This is a genomic window from Clostridium sp. AF19-22AC, assembly GCF_003479085.1.
GTDB lineage: Bacteria > Bacillota > Clostridia > Lachnospirales > Lachnospiraceae > Faecalicatena_A > Faecalicatena_A orotica.
In genome coordinates, this window is the sequence record NZ_QUGN01000022.1 from 47,518 (window position 1) to 63,870 (window position 16,353).

The following is a 16,353-nucleotide window of genomic DNA, read 5'->3' on the forward strand; positions in this document are numbered from 1 at the left end:
TTATCTCAATTTCATATACCGAAATCCCCTTTAAATATTCCTCCAGTCCCTCATTACCTGAATGAACACGATTCTGAACCGTGATATCTTCCTTATCTTCGGGCAATGGATATACTTTTTGCTGAGTCCTGCCACATGATCTCTTTCTATATTTACAACGTGATTTACGGTATCTGGCCCGCAGTATATTATATTATGCATAAACATTGCATAATATCTCTTGGTTTTTGCATATTTATTTGTATTTTATGTATATAATGAATTTTTTCACATTTTCTATTGCATAAATATAAAAAGTGGTGTATAGTATGTGTTAGCTCAACGGGGCATACACAAGGCAGCAATCACTGCCGGACCAAATATATAATTAAAAATGAAATACATTTAGGAGGCAAATGAAATGAGTAAAGAGAAAGTTGTATTGGCGTATTCAGGCGGACTTGACACGACCGCAATTATCCCCTGGTTAAAGGAAAATTTCGACTATGAAGTAATCTGCTGCTGCATCGACTGCGGACAGGGAGAAGAACTGGACGGTCTGGAAGAAAGAGCAAAATTATCAGGCGCTTCCAAGTTATACATAGAGAATATTATCGACGAATTCTGTGACGAATACATCGTGCCATGTGTAAAGGCAGGCGCTGTTTATGAGAACAAGTATTTACTCGGAACTTCTATGGCTCGTCCTGTCATCGCAAAAAGGCTTGTTGAGATCGCCCGTAAAGAAGGCGCTACTGCAATCTGCCACGGTGCAACAGGAAAAGGAAATGACCAGATTCGTTTTGAACTCGGAATCAAGGCTCTCGCACCGGACATTAAGATCATCGCACCTTGGAGAATGACAGATGTTTGGACCATGCAGTCACGTGAAGACGAGATCGAGTACTGCCACCAGCATGGAATCGACCTCCCGTTTGATGCAAAGCACAGCTACAGCCGTGACCGTAACCTGTGGCACATCAGCCATGAAGGACTGGAACTGGAAGATCCGGCAAATGAGCCGAACTATGATGATTTATTGGTATTAGGTGTATCTCCTGAAAAAGCACCGGATGAAGGCGAATATGTAACAATGACATTCGAGGCTGGTGTACCGAAGAGCCTGAATGGAAAAGAAATGAAAGTTTCCGAAATCATCACTGAATTAAACGCTCTCGGCGGAAAGCACGGAATCGGCATCGTCGATATCGTTGAGAACCGTGTTGTAGGCATGAAATCACGTGGTGTCTATGAGACTCCCGGCGGAACCATCCTGATGGAAGCACACGACCAGTTAGAAGAGCTTGTTCTGGACCGTGCTACCTATGAAGTAAAGAAAGATATGGGCAACAAGTTTGCACAGATCGTATATGAAGGAAAATGGTTCACACCACTTCGCGAAGCAATTCAGGCATTTGTAGATGTGACACAGCAGTATGTAACAGGTGAAGTTAAATTCAAACTTTATAAAGGTAATATCATCAAAGCCGGAACTACTTCCCCATATTCACTGTACAGCGAATCTCTGGCAAGCTTTACAACCGGTGAACTTTACGATCACCATGATGCAGAAGGATTTATCAACCTGTTCGGACTGCCGTTAAAAGTACGCGCAATGAAAATGGCGGAGCTGAACAAAAAATAAGCTGGATATTGTAAAGAAACTTTTAATATGAATGAATGTAGGACGCTTGCCGTAGCAAGCGTCCTATTTATCTTCGAATATGAAACTATTCTCTATCGTTCGTCAGTTTCAGCTTGTCCAGGATGAAGAACATCAGTCCCATCAGCATTCCGACTACACATGCGAGTACCATTCCAGAAAGCTGGATGCTTCCGAACTGTACGGATATGCCGGAAAGCCCAGTCACAAAAATAATGGAGGTCATTGCCATGTTTCTGGATTTCCCGTAATCTACCTGTGCCTCTACAAGGATGCGGATACCGGATGCACCGATCATTCCGTACAGGAGGAAGGAAATACCACCGATAACCGGCCCCGGGATCGTACTGATCAGGGTCGTCATTTTCCCGATAAATGAGCATATTATAGACAGTACTGCCGCCCCGCCGATGACATAGACACTGTAAACTTTCGTCACGGCCATGACACCAATATTTTCACCGTATGTGGTTGTCGGGACCGAACCGATGAATCCGGAGATCATTGTTGAAAAATTATCTGCAAACAAAGAGCGGTGCAGACCCGGGTCTTTCAGCAGGTCCCTTCCCACTACCTTGCTTGTAACAATCTGGTGCCCGATATGTTCAGATGCAATGACCAGAAGTACGGGCAGTATAATAACGATAGCCTCCCATTTGAACTTCGGTGTCGCGAAGTTTGGCAGTGAAAACCATGCCGCTGACCCGACCGCTGCAAAATCCACGATCCCGCAAAGCAGTGCCGCCACATATCCTGCAATAATAGCAATCAGTATCGGTATGACCGATAAAAACTTGCGGAATACAACAGAACCGATCACGGCCGTCAGAAGGGTCACCAGAAATACGATGACATTCTTAGAATCAATCACCTCATCCTTCAGACCTGCATTAGAAGCAGCCGTTCCGGCAAGTTCCAGTCCGATCAATGCGACAACAGGCCCCATCGCTGCTGGGGGAAGCACAATATCAATCCAGTCTGAGCCAAATTTGTAGATAATCAGAGCCAGGATGCACCCGAAGAATCCAACCACTACGAAACCGCCCAGTGCATAATTATAGCCCCATTTGCTGATAACGATCCCCGCCGGTGCAAGGAATGCAAAACTGGAGCCAAGATATGCCGGTGCTTTTCCCTTTGTAATCAGAATAAATAACATTGTTCCGATACCATTCATAAATAATACAATCGCCGGGTTAATTCCGAATACAAACGGAACCAGAACCGATGCCCCGAACATCGCAAACATATGCTGGATGCTCAAGGGCACCAGCATTTTGAACGGTACTTTTTCTTCCACCTGAATAATTTTTCGACTTTCCATATAGCCCTCCATTTCTCTCTTGTTCACTTTATCTTTACTATTGTATCATAAAGAGCCAAGATAGAAAATTTATTTTTATATGGAAATGTTACAATTATTTCATAGCCTCTCTAATCACCCGCAGGGCATTTAGAGACATGACCTTGTCAAGCTGCCTCGGTGTGATTCCTCTTTTTCTCATAGCTTCCCAGACAAGTTCCATCTCTGAGACATGACTGATCCAGCCTTCATGCGGCTCATTGTCAAATCCGTCGAAATCTGTTCCAACTGCAGCCACATCTTCCCCGCCGGTTTTGATCATATGTACTGCATGGCGGGCAATATCATCCACAACTGCCACACCGTTTTCGCACAGGAATGCCGGATAAAAATTCAGACCCGCCACACCGCCTTTTTCTCCCAGAGCCTTCAGCATCTCATCCGTCAGGTTTCTCGGATGTGGACAGAGTGCACGTGCATTAGAATGGGAAGCGCAGACTGGCACACAGCTCGCTTTAATGCAGTCCCAGAATCCGCCGTCGGAAAGATGTGATACGTCCACAATCATCCCCAGCTCATTCATCCGTTCAACCGCTTGAAATCCAAACTCCGTCAGCCCGCTTTCCATAATATCACCTGTTCTGCTGTTTGGAAATCCAAGGCAGTTCGGGTAATTCCATGTAAGTGTTATCAGCCTGATCCCTGCATCATACAATTCTTCAAGCCTTTCCAGCCTTCCGTTTAGGATACCGCCCTCCTCCGCCGTCTTTACAGCAGAAATCATTCCCTGCTCCTGGTTCTTCCTGATTTCCCCATAAGAATGTGCTGTCCTGATTCTGTCATTTTGTTCGCCGTCGATTCGCCCTGCCATCTCAAGAACCGCCTGATAAGCCCTGTCCCATGCCTTAGGACTTATCTGGGCAGGCATATGTCTTCCTGTACTGCCGTCTGTCAGGCCGGCGTCTTCATAGGATACTGCATGCACGAAACATGCGAAAAACTGGACAAGCGTTCCCGCCTTCTGCATTCCCCCCAGATCAATACTCAGATCGTTGTCCGCCAGATTATGGCTCCCGCCAGCCGTCATAAGCCTGCTGATTGTATCACAGTGCAGGTCAATTAAATTCATCATTTCATAACCATCCTTTCGAAAAAATCCCCTGCACGGCAAGGTATATTTTCCCAGTTTTTTACATACGCTATACACACATAATAGTGTATTGTTCTTTTACTGTCAAACTATCTTATGCCAAAAAAGGAGTGCTTATGAAACCGAAAATCGGAATTGTTGTCTGTGGGCTTATGAACGACAGGCAGTTTGTTACCAATACTTATATCCAGTCCATCCGTTACTCCGGGGGGCTTCCTTTTATCCTGCCCCTCATCCGTTCTGATTCTGCCATACGGGAGTATATCTCCTTCTGTGACGGATTCCTGTTCTGCGGGGGTGATGACATTACACCGCTTTTATTTGGTGAGGAACCAAAAAACGGAATCGGTAAAACGAATATTACGCTGGATCTGTTTCAAATCCGCCTGATGAAGTCAGTCCTCACCACCAAAAAACCAGTTTTTTCCATATGCCGCGGTATGCAGGTATACAATGTAGCCTGCGGCGGTACGATTTATCAGGACATGTCGCTGCAGCCCGGAAAGCCAATGAACCATATGCAGCAGTCTTATTCCCGGTCAGAAGTCAGTCACAGGATCAATATCGAAAAAGGTTCCCAGCTCCAGAGATATATTGGTTCCAGACTGGATGTGAACAGTTTTCACCACCAGAGCGTAGGCATGCTTGGAAAGGATCTCATCGCCTGTGCGCGTGCCGCCGACCAGACGATTGAAGCCATTGAAATGAAAGACCATCCCTTCGCGATCGGAGTGCAGTGGCATCCGGAATGCATGTACCGCAGTTCCCCCGAAATGAGGGAGCTTTTTTCCGAATTTGTCTTACACGCGCGGCTGCGTCCTGCTAAAACCGCCGAGGCTTAATCACATTTAATAACAAATTTTTCATTCGAATAATTCTTATATTTTGCATGGATACGGGCATAATAAACCTCGTAATTATTATTTCTTTAAGGAGGTCCAATTATGTCTGAAATATCAATACTTGATTTACAGAACTTACGTCATCTCATTGGCGGCTATGACACAACACATTGCAAAATGACCGATTATGCATCCCAGGCCGAAGATCCTGAAGTAAAGAAACTTTTCCAGGATGCAGCTGATTCTGCTATGAAAAACAAACAGGAACTGATGAAATTCTTATAAGGGGTGACGCATATGAATGAAAAAACAATGGTATCCGACGCATTAGTCGGAGTAAACGGCGAACTGAAAATGTTCGGGGATATGATCCCGCAGACTGAAAACAAAGAATTAAAGCAATGCCTGAAGCAGATCCGCAACGAATGTGAAATGTCTCAGGAAAAACTCTATCATGTGGCCAGAGAAAAAAGCTATTATGTTCCTGCTGCCAAAGCAACTTCTGAGGAAGTAGAGCATGTAAAAAATATCCTGACCCAGCCGAAAACTTTCTAAAGAAATCATATTTACGCAATGAAACCAACTCTCTGATGTAAACGAAAAAAGGAGTCCGAAATGATCCATTCCGGATTCCTTTTTTCGTTTTAATAAAAGCTTCCTACTTATTCCAAAGCTCTTCCGCCTTTTCCTTCCAGTTTTCAGCATATTCCAGACATTTCCCGCAGAGATGCTCTACGGATTCCGGAGACTGCATATCCGTCGATTTGGCCCCCGTTTTCCTCACCATTTCCATCAGCTTTTCCGGATTCTCGAGCATGGGGCACGGCCTTAAATGGTTTTCGTTAAACGGCTGTCCTTCTCTGTATGCCATAAACAACGGCTGTTTAAGCGCCTCGAGAAGACTGACATTACGGATATTTGCACCCGAATAGTGAATGAACACACACGGTTCCACATCGCCGTTGGGATTAATATGACAGTAATTACGTCCGCCCGCAATACATCCGCCTACATATTCGCCATCGTTTTGAAAATCAAAGGCAAAGATTGGTTTGCCTCCTTCCATTGCACGGATTTCACGGATCCTGTGATAAATGTACTCCCTCTGCTCCTTTGTCGGGAGAAGTTCAACTGCGGCGTCATTACCGACCGGCATGTAATGGAAGTACCATGCATAACGGCATCCCTTTTCAATAATCATATCCAGAAATTCATCGGACGTAACGGTATCGATATTTGCACTGGTGTAGCAGATAGATGTTCCGAATATCTGCCCGTGCGCTTTCAGTATATCCATCGCTTTCATAACCTGATTGAAAACGCCCGGCCCCCTTCTTCCGTCATTAACTTCCTCATATCCTTCCAGACTGATTGACAATGAGAGATTTCCTGCCTCTTCCATCTCTTCACAGAATGCGTCATCTACCAGAGTTCCATTTGTAAACGCATGGAACGCACAGTCATCATGCTTTCTGCACAGCCTGATGATGTCCGCCTTTCTGACAAGTGGTTCACCGCCTGTGTACATATAGAAATAGATCCCAAGCTCTTTCCCCTGTGTTATGATACTGTCGAGCTCTTCATAAGTCAGGGATAATGTATGTCCGTACTCTGCCGCCCAGCAGCCGGTGCACTTTAAGTTGCATGCACTTGTCGGGTCCAAAAGAATCAGCCAGGGAATATTGCACTGGTATTTCTCACGGCTTTCGTGCATGATCTTAGTGCCGCTGAGCATTGCCTCGAATCCCAGATTCATCGCGGTTTTCTTAATCACGTTCGGGCTCACCTCGTCCAGTATCCTGTTTACATAGGTCATCCATTTCCCATCCTCATCCCGGATCATCTGCCTTGCCGCCTCGTAGCTTTCCGGCTGGAACCGGTCCTTCGCAAAATTCTCGGTCAAATCTACCATTTTCAGGAAACTCTTTTCCCTGTCTTTGCTGATGTGCTTCATAGAAGTATCAATCAATTTTCCGAAAGCGGCCCTCTCAGCCTGATGTCTTAATTTTCCCATATCTCATATCCTCCTTCACCTTACAGTACATGAAACTTTTCTTTAGTTTATTCCCCGGATTAAAAGTTCAATGCCCCCGATCAGCAGTATACCCCCTCCCAGAATCACGATTTTATTCTTAAACTGGCATCCCAGCCAGTACCCCGCATATAACCCGGCAACTACACTGACAGCCGTAACCATGCCTACGGTTATTATTGTAATTAAAAAATCTGTCTGGAAAAATCCAAACCCGATTCCTGCGAGAAAGGCATCAATACTTGTAATGCATGCCCATATGGCAATCTGTTTCAGTTCTACATGCTCCTCCATCTTCTCTATGACTACCTTCTGTCTTCCGGCCTTGCATATCATATAAAGGCCCAGACCCAGAAAAATAATAACCGAGAGATACCGCCAGTGAACAGCCGCCCTGCCAGCCGGAGCCTTTATCATTGGAATATTCGTGATCATATTTCCAAGCAGAAGGCTTGCCATCTGCCATACCGTAAAGACACCGCCAATTTTAATGAGAGAAGACTTCCGTATTTCCGGCAGCATAGCACCTTTATACAATGCATACGCAAACACATCCAGAGATAACCCGACCGAAATCATAAGGATTTCAAATAATACCAATTTCCTCCTCTCCTTCCCTATCTATCTGCCTGTTATTATTGTAACATTCCATCCTCCGTGCCATAATATTCAATCTCTCCCCCCTGTATCCGAAACCCAACAATTACCCCGATCTGTTCCCACCCGGCTACAAAATCCCGTTTTTGTAGCCGGGTGGGTTTTCACGGGTTTAGTATTTATGATATAATGCTCGCACTTAGCGTGGTTTTTTCACGCTTAGTAAGACATATACCTAAATACTTAACGAGGTATTTCACGAGTTTAGTATTTATGGTACAATACTCGTAAAAGGGGATGATTTTTATGGAAGATAAAAGGGAACTGACTAAGGATTTGCTTACGATGTCTTTCAAAGAGCTTGTCATGCAGATGCCATTTGAGAAGATAACGATTAAGATGATCACGGATGGCGCCGGTGTCATCCGCCCGACTTTTTATAAACATTTTCAGGATAAGTATGAAGTGATTGAATGGATCCTGAAGAAGGATATTGCAGATAAGATTCAGGTACTGACAGATAATAATATGGAGGAAGATATCTTCCGCCTCCTGTGCAGCTGTCTGGAAAAAGACCGGGAATTCTACAAGAGGCTGTATCTGATAGAAGGGCCAAATTCCTTTGAAGCTTTACTGAGCCGCTACATTTTTGATATGTTTCTATCGCTGCTAAATAAATACCCGCTTAAGTCCCCTGACAAGGTTGCAATCCTGTCAAAGGACTCGATGGCGAGATTCTATACGTTCGGTCTGGCCGATTCGCTGAAATACTGGATTACCCATGATATTCCCTATTCTTCGGATCAGCTTTACGAGGCATATTCTTATATCATCCGCAATTCCATCCTGGATCTGATAGAATTTCCGGGCAGCAGAATCTGATGCGGGATAACTTTAAAACTGCAGGCCATGTCTCACTCTATAGGTGAATTCATGGGCACAGTTTTTGAATCTGCCCCTGTACGCCCTTCCCATAATATTTTTTTCCAAAGTATCAAGAAAAACACTCATGTGGATTTCTGCACGTTTGTCCGTGTCCTCCATAAAGTATTCCTCCGCAGCTTTATGGTCACTTACGTCCAGTCTCAGATTCCCGATCTCCTGATCCGTGGCCAGGCAGGCTGCTGCCCTGATCAGAACAGGTTCACAGATATTGTCTAAATAAAGCTCCTGGTAATCGGTGCAGCGGTATTCCAACAGATCCGTAACCGCTTTTCTTTTGAAGTATTTTAAAAAATGCTGTTCATATTCGATTTCCTCAAGATAATCCATGATCAAATCGATGCCCCTTTTGCCGGGGGCTATCCCAAGTGCCGGATAATCCAGTGACAGGATATGATTCTGCGGCTCAAAACGCACATCATATTTTGTAAAAAACATGGGCATTCCTTCTATGATTGTTTCCCTGTAATTCCGGCAGCCATAATCCTCGAAATCAGAAGTAATCCTATGATAAACTTCTTTTGCCCTCATGACCTTGTCCATCGTGAACCTGTACCCCTGCTCGTAGGCAGTCATACAGTCCACTGAGGCACCTCCCAGCAGATCCTTATTCTCATCCCCGCACTCCTGTATACAGTAAAGAATGGCCTCCATTAGCTGCTGGGCTGTCTCGTATGAAACAGAAGCACTGTCCTTTGACGTGTACTTATCTGACAGTTTTGCCATAACAGGTAATATTTCTTCTATCTTATAAACCATGACATTCCCTCCCTGACATGTTGTCTGTATTCATCCTTTTTATTCCCAGAACAATTCTTTTAGAGCCTGCTGATATAGTTCACTGTCCCACCGCCGGACTTCGTCAAATTCGGAGTACTCCCCGCTTCCGCCGCTGGCGGCATACCCTTTGTGCCCTTTTCGTACAGCTTCTGCGTAAACCTCAAGACAGGTGTCTTCCAGATAGTCCAGACTGCCGAAACAGACCGTCTCAAACTGCTCCTTCATGAAAGTGAGCACTTCATCATCTGTCATGCGGTCTAAAGTGGCATTCTTAAACTTGTAAAAAATATCCTGCAGCCTTTCCAGACTCTCCAGATAATTCTGCTGATTGATATACTGTGAATCACAGAATGTATAAATCAGCTTTTCCAGCATCCCGGTCCCCCACTCAAAGCGCCGGAACTGCTTCAGGCTGTCATTCCGGTATGTGACCAGCTCATTTATCTCTTCTTCCTTAAGCAATAAGCCAAACCGCTCGGTCTTTTGATTCATACCCGAAATGACTGCCAGTTCCTCCTTCCTTCGTGCTGACTGCATAAGTTCAAAAACATGACTATCCATAACAAATACCCCTTTCAATGAATCTGCAGGTTTCCTGTAAACAGTGATATTCATTATATGTCCGTCCCCTATTCTTTACAAGACTTGAAAAAAAGTGCATTTTGTGGTATTATAATGTTAAGAAAAGAGGCAGGAAATGAAATTCCCGCCTCTTTTTTATACCTATTTTATATTTCCTGCCACTTTTGGATTAAGCCTCTTCTACACCTTCAATAATATTTCTAATCAGGTCCTGTGCCCTCTCTACATCTCTTTCATCGGCAAATATATCCTCGCCATAGATTGAATTTCCTGTATAGATGTCCATGATACCGCCGCTGCCGATTCCCTGTCTGAATGCAGTGATCCCGTTCTGGCTTAGAATATCCAGAATCATCTCCGCTTCAATCTTGTCTCTGGCCGTGCATACTTTTGTTACTTTCATGCCTTCCATAATGGCACCTCCTTTGGCTAAATCACCATACAGCTGTGCTGGTTACCCGCAAAGCCTGGAATAATAAATGTCGTTTATCTTTAATTTTATTGTGCACGTTTTATTTAAAGATGTCAAGCAGAATAAATGTTACTGTTCACAGGCAAGCCTGTAAACAGTAACGAATAAATGCAGCGTTATGATATAAAAATATCATTTTATAAGTGGCTGGCATTTCGGGCAGTAGTATACAGATCCGCCAAGATATGCTTCTTTTGTGATCTCTCCGCCGCACATTGGGCATCCTTTTGTAAGGCTGTTCTTCGACATTTTTGTCTGATACCCACAGTTTTCCCCGTAGATATCTTTCTCTGTGTCGCGCCCGCCGGCTTTCAGCATTTCTTCCAAAACAGTTACGATACTTTCTTTCAATTTTATGATATCATCCTGACTTAATGTATTCAGTTTTCTTTTCGGATGTATTCCTGCCTCAAATAAGATATCCTGAACCACACCGTTTCCGATTCCGGGGAAACGCTGTTCTGTGGCCAGAAATGCTTTTGCACTCAGGTTCGGCTTACCCTCAGCCAGTATTCTGTCATAGTATGCTGAAAATTCTTCGGATAAAGGCGAAACTGCATGCAGGCTCTTTTCATAATATTCATTATCGTAATCCCCATGATGCAGTATAATTCCGCCATACATCGCCACAGTAAAGGAAAGTGCCGTCTGATCATCAAAGATAATCAAAAGCTGGTACGTTTTCGGCAGCTTCGTACTGTCTGTAAATCTGACATTGACTCCGTCATTCACGGCCAGCCGTTCCCCATTGTCGAATAAAATCTCCACAAAGATACCGAAACCAGATACAGACTCTATTCTTCTGTCTTTGATCCGCTCTTCATACAGATTGGGGGCTCCATTAAACCAGCAAAACTTATGAGACTTATTCGGGGGCAGAACTGCCGTTACTTTTTTTCCTGCCACTTCCTTTTCCAACTGTGCCGCCCTTGCCATTACTTCCGGAAATTCCAGCATACCTGTTTCCTCCCTGATCCTTTTTATTACTTGTCCCTTTATTTCTTCACAACCGGTATCCAAACTTCATAAATCGCATTCTGTGGGTCAGGATTCAGATACACTTCAATATCCGGGGCATTGCCATACTCATATCCGGATCCCGGGAGCCACTCTGTCACAATTCGTTTTTCCAGTTCCTGAATGGAAAGGTTAGTCCCTTTCCCTTCGAAAATAGCCCAGTCAGCTTTTGGAACTATAAATTCCTCCAGCTCTCCGTCTGTTTCTGCGTCAGTTGCCACCGAAATGTAATATCTCCAGCTCTGGCCTTCACCGCAGGCACTTACGCCCAGAATCCCTTTAGGCTCTGCGTCCATCATGGACGCCAGCTTCTCGATTAAACCTTCGGCGGCTGCTCTTCCCCACAAAGCCGGCACTGCCTCAAAGTTCTTTTCTAATTCCTTCTCAAGAGGGCATGATATCCCCACAATACGAAACGCTTCTTTCTTTTCAATTCTGTAATTCATCTCACTGTCTCCTTTTATTGTTATTCGGAAGCTGACAGGAGGAAATGCTTTCAATCTGGCGCCTGACTCTTTCGCCTCGGAAGGCGCTATGCCATGTACACTTTTGAAAGCCCGTGTAAATGCTGTCGGAGATTCGTACCCATATTTCAGTGCTACATCAACTACCTTTTCCCCTCCGCTCTGTAAATCAACCGCTGCAAGGGTCATACGCCTGCGGCGCACATATTCTGATAGTGGAACCCCGGCCATATATGCAAACATTCTCTGAAAATGGTAAGTACTGCAGCAGGCGATCCTGGCCGCTTCCTCGATTTCAAACTTATCACATAAATGCTCCTCTATATAGCCCATTGCACGGTTTAATCGTTCTATCCAATCCATGTTTTGCCTCCTGATATCAATATAATATATTCGTCCAGACTCTTCCTCTTATTCCCTGCCGGAAAAAGAGAGTCAAAGAATTTCCTGTAGAATAGGAAACTGGAATTTTCCTGAGAGTAAGGAAACAGGGGCATTATCTGCCCTATGTTTCTCTTTCTTTTTCTGCTGTTTCAGATCAAACTGACGCTGCTTCTCAGCCTCTTTTTGTTCGCGGCTTCTTTCTTTCCTGCCAGTTTTCATCTGCTCCTGCTGTAACTTTAACGCCTGCTGGGATTTCGTCCCGATACCGGTGGTATCCGTCTGCCTGTGGGCCTCACGCATCGCCCTCTTCGGATTCTTCTTCTCAGCTTTTACAGCAGCTGCCACAGCCGGACTGAATCGAAACCGGTAGTAATTTTCCATCAGGAAGCCATTCACTTCATAATCCTTCGGTTCCGCACCGAATGTCACCTTACTTACAGTGAGCATTCCATCCGTCACCTGCTCGATCACGCCTACCCAGAAAGGCTCCTCGAAAAATACTGTCAGTGTTACCGATATCTTGTCCATGACAATTCCTCCTTTGCTTGTTATGAACCGTGAAACTGTCCATTAGACATTTCCCCGTGTCCAGCAAAAGAACGGACGACCAGGAGGAGGGTTACTGATACCCTAAAGGGTACGCCTGGACTACCAACCAGACCGTGTTTTTATCTCTGCTGTATTCATATTATCTTTTTATGAAGTGGGTGTCAAGCTTGAACCTGTTTACTATGCATACTATTCAATCACATATCCCGCGCCTGAAAGCATCTCCACTGCGCGGGAGAAATTCTCTGCTTTTGTGAGAACATAGTCTGTATTATATGTCGATAACGCAAAGATACTGATTCCATTTTCGGCAAGCAGAGAGGATATCTTTGAAAGAATCCCGATCAGTGAAAAATCCAGAGACCCCTGTATCCGGAAGGCTCTCCAGCCATCATCACGTGCAGTAGTATTCCCGGGCACATCCTCTGTTGCACAGACCAGAGACAGTTCTTCATCTGTCTTACCTATGAAGCAGAAGTCTGCCTCTAAATGAACCATTGAGAAATCTTCCACTTTGCATACTGAAAACTCTTGTTTTAATATATTTAAATTCATTCTATATCCCCTGTTCTTTCTCCGGCGGCTCTTCCCAGAACAACTCATCCAGTGTCTTCCCCAGTGTATGGCAGATAGACAGACAAAGCCTGATTGTCGGGTTGTAATCACCCTTTTCGATTGCATTGATCGTCTGTCTGGTTACACCTACCTCATCCGCAAGCTGCTGCTGAGACATATCAAAGGCTGCACGGGCTGATTTTAACTTCAGATTCTTCATAATGACTCCACGTCCTTCTCCCGCCTGTCCTTAAATGTTTTTACCACTATTACAGCCAGTATTAAAATATCAAGAACTCCTTCATAAACGTATACAATATCACCATCTCCGTGCAGTAATGCAGGTAATCCCCGATACAAATTCGTAATCAAAAAGAATGTAATAACTACAGCCCAGAACTTCAGTGTAAAATGGCGACCGGCATATGCGTCATTCCAGATGCAAATTGTAATAACTACAGCAAGCGCTATACAGATTCCAAGACTAATACCTGTCACTCCCCAGTATTTTTTCGTCATCTCTTCCGTTATACCGTAAAAAAGAAAATATACAAGAAGTGTAAAAAAGCCATACATAAACGCCTTGCCCCGTACAAGTTCCTGCCGTTCATCAAAATCATCCGATTCTGAGATTATACCCTTTTTTAGTTTTGCAATCGCAATGATTAATGCAAAAATGAGTGGTATAATTAATATTACTAGCTGTCCAATATCATAACTGTTTTGGGTCATCTCAATCCCTCCTGCGCTAAAATTTTATAGAGTTTTTTACAGCTTCTTTTGTCCTATATTCTTTAGTAAAAATAAACAGAAAAAGAACAATTGACATTAATATAGATATTATATTAGAAGGTATAGGACTATAAACATATTTCGTAGTAGGCAGTATCATAAGTGTATTATTTATGAAATGAAGGAGTATACAAACCCATATGTTATTTGTCCTCATATAAGCCCATCCCAGAAATACGGCAAATCCCATTGTGTGTACTAGACGAACTATAATAAATAAAAACAGTTCATTTTTAGGTACACTGTAAAGTATAGAATAATAGAACAAACTGTGCCAAAGCTCCCAAATTATACCAACCATTATAACACCAAGCCTTTTGCCAAATCTAATTTGCATCCTTCCCTGAAGAAAGCCCCTCCACCCATACTCCTCACCAAAGTAGGCTAAATTTTGAAAAAAGAATGCAGGACCCTGATATATTAATATGCCAAATAACAGTCTGTAATTGAAGGCTGGTCCGTACAATATGATCTGATAAAGTATCATAATTATTATTAATAGTAAAATGGGTAAAATAGCCTTATTTAAATTCCGAAATGGATCCAAATCAGGACAACACATCCAAGCGTATAAGAAACTAACTACACTGGCTATGCCTAATATTGGGGTAAGTACATCTGTATTTTGTAACGCCCCACTTATATTGAGAGCAAAACAAACGATACCTATAACAAAGTATGAAAAAACTATAATATATAATTTATTTGATTTTCCCCTGCCATTCCCTTTATATTCTTGTGCAGCAATCGCTCCCATTGCCGGCAGCATGCCTATAACTAACTGTTGTGCCTCCCAGGCGGGTTCCCGTCTTAAAAATATCATGGATTCTATCAGGAAAGGAATCCCGAATGCTATCACAAAAAATATCAGTAGTTCTTTTTTATTCATTTTTTCCATATCCTTACACCCCAAAGTCACATTTTCATAATGACTCCACGTCCTTCTCCCGCCTGTCCTTAAATGTTTTTACCGCTATTACAGCTAATATAAGGATATTAAGAACTCCTGCATAGAAAAAAACAATATCATATGGATATGTATTTTTAGGATCCAGTATTGCAGGAATCCCCCAGTAGAAATCCAGTATAAGTAAGAAAATATTAGAAACCGTCAGAGACTTCCCTGTTGAGTCGCGATTAAAAAAGGCGTCTTTCCAAATGCACAATATGATTGCAACTGCAAGAGATACAAAAATCCCTAGAAGAATCCCCGCTGCTCCCCTGTATTTACCTGTAAGATCTTCAATGACGCTATTGAACAGAAGATATAAAATGAGTATAGCGTATGCGTACTTAAAAGATTCCCCACGGATAAGTTTCTGGCGCTCATCAAATTCATTTGGTTCCGCATTTTTCCCATTTTTTATTCTAACAATCGCAATAATTATTAAAAAAATAGTTAACACACTCAAAAAGGCCAGTATACACATATAATAACTTCTTTGACTCATCATATTCCCTCCCGTCTGAATCAAACCGATTTCATAAATGTAATTACCTTGTTTCCCATACAGCTGTATTTTCTCCTACTTTTACTATATTCCATACATTACATTTTGTCAATTATATTTTACATTTTGTAAGGTGGTTTTTATTTCATAGGACGTACTTTCCTCGTATGAAATAAAAAACCTTCCTCCGCATGTTTATCCTGCAGAAGAAGGTTTTTTTCATATTCTTTATGAATATCTTCCCTTATATGCACTTTTTGCAGCCCCGGTATATTTTTTTACAAAGGCAGTCTTTTTATCTGTATAGGCGTCCCTGTTGTGTTCGTAGATCTTCCACAATTCGAGTTTCAGTTCTTCATATTCTTTAGCGATTTCTTGATGTTCCTTCAAATAATCCCGAAAATATAATTCATCGTTATCTCCGAAATATCTTAAATGAAGATGGTATACCTTATCTGCAAAACCATTTTCGGTATATCCCTTGTTAAAAGACAGCCGTTTATCTGTTCTGGACATGCAGCGATAACCGATAGACGCCAGTATACTGCTGATATTCTGCCAGTCACTGTCCTCTTCTGTCTCAACTATAATGTCCACGATGGGTTTTGCCCAGATTGTTTCAATGGCTGTACTGCCGGCATGGCTGATCCGCCTGACCTGCGGTTCTGGCAGCCTTTCTCTAAGCAGAGCCTGTTCTTCTTCATACCAGCTTCTCCATACGTGCTTATGCTCTGTCAGGTAAATCGGAAAAAGCTGCCAAAGTTCTTCCAGACTCATTTCTTCCAGCTTCTTCATATGT

The 16,353-nt window shown here is 43.2% G+C and carries 20 protein-coding genes and 1 pseudogene; 5 read left to right on the forward strand and 16 right to left on the reverse strand.

Annotated features, from left to right (window positions below; genetic code table 11):
* Nucleotides 1-400: 400 nt before the first annotated feature.
* On the forward strand, nucleotides 401-1,624 hold the full coding sequence (locus tag DWX43_RS20695; RefSeq protein ID WP_118621682.1) for an argininosuccinate synthase: 1,224 nt from the start codon (nucleotides 401-403) through the stop codon (nucleotides 1,622-1,624).
* An 85-nt stretch (nucleotides 1,625-1,709) separates the two neighbouring features.
* Here DWX43_RS20695 and uraA read toward each other — a convergent pair whose 3' ends face one another.
* Both uraA and DWX43_RS20705 read right to left on the reverse strand, forming a co-directional pair.
* Nucleotides 1,710-2,966 (reverse strand): uracil permease, encoded by a 1,257-nt coding sequence (uraA, locus tag DWX43_RS20700; RefSeq protein ID WP_118621683.1) that lies wholly within the window; start codon nucleotides 2,964-2,966, stop codon nucleotides 1,710-1,712.
* Nucleotides 2,967-3,060: 94 nt separating this feature from the next.
* Nucleotides 3,061-4,077 (reverse strand): dipeptidase, encoded by a 1,017-nt coding sequence (locus DWX43_RS20705; protein WP_118621684.1) that lies wholly within the window; start codon nucleotides 4,075-4,077, stop codon nucleotides 3,061-3,063.
* Nucleotides 4,078-4,211: 134 nt separating this feature from the next.
* Between DWX43_RS20705 and DWX43_RS20710 the strand changes: the two genes are divergently transcribed.
* The 3 genes from DWX43_RS20710 to DWX43_RS20720 all read left to right on the forward strand — a co-directional run bounded on the left by DWX43_RS20710 (nucleotide 4,212) and on the right by DWX43_RS20720 (nucleotide 5,492).
* Complete coding sequence (locus DWX43_RS20710) at nucleotides 4,212-4,937, forward strand: gamma-glutamyl-gamma-aminobutyrate hydrolase family protein (protein ID WP_109733072.1); 726 nt, start codon at nucleotides 4,212-4,214, stop codon at nucleotides 4,935-4,937.
* 102 nt (nucleotides 4,938-5,039) lie between these two features.
* Nucleotides 5,040-5,222, forward strand: coding sequence for a hypothetical protein (locus DWX43_RS20715; protein WP_109733071.1), 183 nt, complete (start codon nucleotides 5,040-5,042; stop codon nucleotides 5,220-5,222).
* A gap of 12 nt (nucleotides 5,223-5,234) precedes the next feature.
* Nucleotides 5,235-5,492 (forward strand): spore coat protein, encoded by a 258-nt coding sequence (locus tag DWX43_RS20720; protein WP_109733070.1) that lies wholly within the window; start codon nucleotides 5,235-5,237, stop codon nucleotides 5,490-5,492.
* 103 nt (nucleotides 5,493-5,595) lie between these two features.
* Here DWX43_RS20720 and DWX43_RS20725 read toward each other — a convergent pair whose 3' ends face one another.
* Together DWX43_RS20725 and DWX43_RS20730 are read right to left on the reverse strand one after the other, a co-directional pair.
* Entirely contained in the window at nucleotides 5,596-6,951 is a 1,356-nt protein-coding gene (locus tag DWX43_RS20725) for a radical SAM protein (RefSeq protein WP_118621685.1), read from the reverse strand.
* A gap of 42 nt (nucleotides 6,952-6,993) precedes the next feature.
* Nucleotides 6,994-7,569, reverse strand: a complete 576-nt coding sequence (locus DWX43_RS20730) for a manganese efflux pump (protein ID WP_109733068.1) — start codon at nucleotides 7,567-7,569, stop codon at nucleotides 6,994-6,996.
* A 303-nt stretch (nucleotides 7,570-7,872) separates the two neighbouring features.
* Here DWX43_RS20730 and DWX43_RS20735 point away from each other — a divergent pair, with 303 nt between their 5' ends.
* The gene (locus tag DWX43_RS20735; RefSeq protein ID WP_118621686.1) at nucleotides 7,873-8,448 is read left to right on the forward strand and encodes a TetR/AcrR family transcriptional regulator C-terminal domain-containing protein; all 576 of its coding nucleotides are present in this window, start codon (nucleotides 7,873-7,875) and stop codon (nucleotides 8,446-8,448) included.
* Between the two features lie 12 nt (nucleotides 8,449-8,460).
* Here DWX43_RS20735 and DWX43_RS20740 read toward each other — a convergent pair whose 3' ends face one another.
* The 12 genes and pseudogenes from DWX43_RS20740 to DWX43_RS20795 all read right to left on the reverse strand — a co-directional run bounded on the left by DWX43_RS20740 (nucleotide 8,461) and on the right by DWX43_RS20795 (nucleotide 16,349).
* Nucleotides 8,461-9,267 carry a DUF6179 domain-containing protein gene (locus DWX43_RS20740; protein ID WP_118621687.1) on the reverse strand — a complete coding sequence of 269 codons (807 nt, stop codon included), beginning with the start codon at nucleotides 9,265-9,267 and terminating at the stop codon, nucleotides 8,461-8,463.
* Between the two features lie 39 nt (nucleotides 9,268-9,306).
* On the reverse strand, nucleotides 9,307-9,849 hold the full coding sequence (locus tag DWX43_RS20745; RefSeq protein ID WP_118621718.1) for a DUF6323 family protein: 543 nt from the start codon (nucleotides 9,847-9,849) through the stop codon (nucleotides 9,307-9,309).
* Nucleotides 9,850-10,039: 190 nt separating this feature from the next.
* Nucleotides 10,040-10,282 (reverse strand): DUF2007 domain-containing protein, encoded by a 243-nt coding sequence (locus tag DWX43_RS20750; RefSeq protein ID WP_109733065.1) that lies wholly within the window; start codon nucleotides 10,280-10,282, stop codon nucleotides 10,040-10,042.
* Nucleotides 10,283-10,474: 192 nt separating this feature from the next.
* Nucleotides 10,475-11,299, reverse strand: coding sequence for an endonuclease VIII (locus DWX43_RS20755; protein ID WP_118621688.1), 825 nt, complete (start codon nucleotides 11,297-11,299; stop codon nucleotides 10,475-10,477).
* 38 nt (nucleotides 11,300-11,337) lie between these two features.
* Nucleotides 11,338-12,186 (reverse strand): AraC family transcriptional regulator, encoded by an 849-nt coding sequence (locus DWX43_RS20760; RefSeq protein ID WP_109733846.1) that lies wholly within the window; start codon nucleotides 12,184-12,186, stop codon nucleotides 11,338-11,340.
* A 141-nt stretch (nucleotides 12,187-12,327) separates the two neighbouring features.
* Nucleotides 12,328-12,735: pseudogene (locus DWX43_RS20765) on the reverse strand (YjdF family protein); the annotation flags it as partial.
* A 210-nt stretch (nucleotides 12,736-12,945) separates the two neighbouring features.
* Complete coding sequence (locus tag DWX43_RS20770; RefSeq protein WP_118621690.1) at nucleotides 12,946-13,311, reverse strand: ACT domain-containing protein; 366 nt, start codon at nucleotides 13,309-13,311, stop codon at nucleotides 12,946-12,948.
* A 1-nt stretch (nucleotide 13,312) separates the two neighbouring features.
* Nucleotides 13,313-13,531 carry a helix-turn-helix transcriptional regulator gene (locus tag DWX43_RS20775; protein ID WP_118621691.1) on the reverse strand — a complete coding sequence of 73 codons (219 nt, stop codon included), beginning with the start codon at nucleotides 13,529-13,531 and terminating at the stop codon, nucleotides 13,313-13,315.
* On the reverse strand, nucleotides 13,528-14,043 hold the full coding sequence (locus DWX43_RS20780) for a hypothetical protein (protein WP_118621692.1): 516 nt from the start codon (nucleotides 14,041-14,043) through the stop codon (nucleotides 13,528-13,530). The genes DWX43_RS20775 and DWX43_RS20780 overlap by 4 nt, the downstream gene beginning before the upstream one ends.
* A 16-nt stretch (nucleotides 14,044-14,059) precedes the next feature.
* Nucleotides 14,060-15,001 carry a CPBP family intramembrane glutamic endopeptidase gene (locus DWX43_RS20785; protein ID WP_118621693.1) on the reverse strand — a complete coding sequence of 314 codons (942 nt, stop codon included), beginning with the start codon at nucleotides 14,999-15,001 and terminating at the stop codon, nucleotides 14,060-14,062.
* A gap of 25 nt (nucleotides 15,002-15,026) precedes the next feature.
* Nucleotides 15,027-15,557 (reverse strand): hypothetical protein, encoded by a 531-nt coding sequence (locus DWX43_RS20790; protein WP_147356322.1) that lies wholly within the window; start codon nucleotides 15,555-15,557, stop codon nucleotides 15,027-15,029.
* A gap of 225 nt (nucleotides 15,558-15,782) precedes the next feature.
* The gene (locus DWX43_RS20795) at nucleotides 15,783-16,349 is read right to left on the reverse strand and encodes a GrpB family protein (protein ID WP_118621695.1); all 567 of its coding nucleotides are present in this window, start codon (nucleotides 16,347-16,349) and stop codon (nucleotides 15,783-15,785) included.
* Between the last annotated feature and the right edge of the window lie 4 nt (nucleotides 16,350-16,353).

Excerpts from the sequence above, each read along its gene's own strand:
- DWX43_RS20775 (WP_118621691.1), bottom strand. The coding sequence starts at position 13,531 with ATGAAGAATCTGAAGTTAAAATCAGCCCGTGCAGCCTTTGATATGTCT.
- DWX43_RS20755 (WP_118621688.1), bottom strand. The coding sequence starts at position 11,299 with ATGCTGGAATTTCCGGAAGTAATGGCAAGGGCGGCACAGTTGGAAAAG.
- DWX43_RS20710 (WP_109733072.1), top strand. The coding sequence starts at position 4,212 with ATGAAACCGAAAATCGGAATTGTTGTCTGTGGGCTTATGAACGACAGG.
- DWX43_RS20705 (WP_118621684.1), bottom strand. The coding sequence starts at position 4,077 with ATGATGAATTTAATTGACCTGCACTGTGATACAATCAGCAGGCTTATG.
- DWX43_RS20725 (WP_118621685.1), bottom strand. The coding sequence starts at position 6,951 with ATGGGAAAATTAAGACATCAGGCTGAGAGGGCCGCTTTCGGAAAATTG.
- DWX43_RS20770 (WP_118621690.1), bottom strand. The coding sequence starts at position 13,311 with ATGAATTTAAATATATTAAAACAAGAGTTTTCAGTATGCAAAGTGGAA.
- DWX43_RS20745 (WP_118621718.1), bottom strand. The coding sequence starts at position 9,849 with ATGGATAGTCATGTTTTTGAACTTATGCAGTCAGCACGAAGGAAGGAG.
- DWX43_RS20760 (WP_109733846.1), bottom strand. The coding sequence starts at position 12,186 with ATGGATTGGATAGAACGATTAAACCGTGCAATGGGCTATATAGAGGAG.
- uraA (WP_118621683.1), bottom strand. The coding sequence starts at position 2,966 with ATGGAAAGTCGAAAAATTATTCAGGTGGAAGAAAAAGTACCGTTCAAA.
- DWX43_RS20790 (WP_147356322.1), bottom strand. The coding sequence starts at position 15,557 with ATGATGAGTCAAAGAAGTTATTATATGTGTATACTGGCCTTTTTGAGT.
- DWX43_RS20750 (WP_109733065.1), bottom strand. The coding sequence starts at position 10,282 with ATGGAAGGCATGAAAGTAACAAAAGTATGCACGGCCAGAGACAAGATT.
- DWX43_RS20735 (WP_118621686.1), top strand. The coding sequence starts at position 7,873 with ATGGAAGATAAAAGGGAACTGACTAAGGATTTGCTTACGATGTCTTTC.
- DWX43_RS20740 (WP_118621687.1), bottom strand. The coding sequence starts at position 9,267 with ATGGTTTATAAGATAGAAGAAATATTACCTGTTATGGCAAAACTGTCA.
- DWX43_RS20695 (WP_118621682.1), top strand. The coding sequence starts at position 401 with ATGAGTAAAGAGAAAGTTGTATTGGCGTATTCAGGCGGACTTGACACG.
- DWX43_RS20795 (WP_118621695.1), bottom strand. The coding sequence starts at position 16,349 with ATGAAGAAGCTGGAAGAAATGAGTCTGGAAGAACTTTGGCAGCTTTTT.
- DWX43_RS20715 (WP_109733071.1), top strand. The coding sequence starts at position 5,040 with ATGTCTGAAATATCAATACTTGATTTACAGAACTTACGTCATCTCATT.
- DWX43_RS20720 (WP_109733070.1), top strand. The coding sequence starts at position 5,235 with ATGAATGAAAAAACAATGGTATCCGACGCATTAGTCGGAGTAAACGGC.
- DWX43_RS20780 (WP_118621692.1), bottom strand. The coding sequence starts at position 14,043 with ATGACCCAAAACAGTTATGATATTGGACAGCTAGTAATATTAATTATA.
- DWX43_RS20785 (WP_118621693.1), bottom strand. The coding sequence starts at position 15,001 with ATGGAAAAAATGAATAAAAAAGAACTACTGATATTTTTTGTGATAGCA.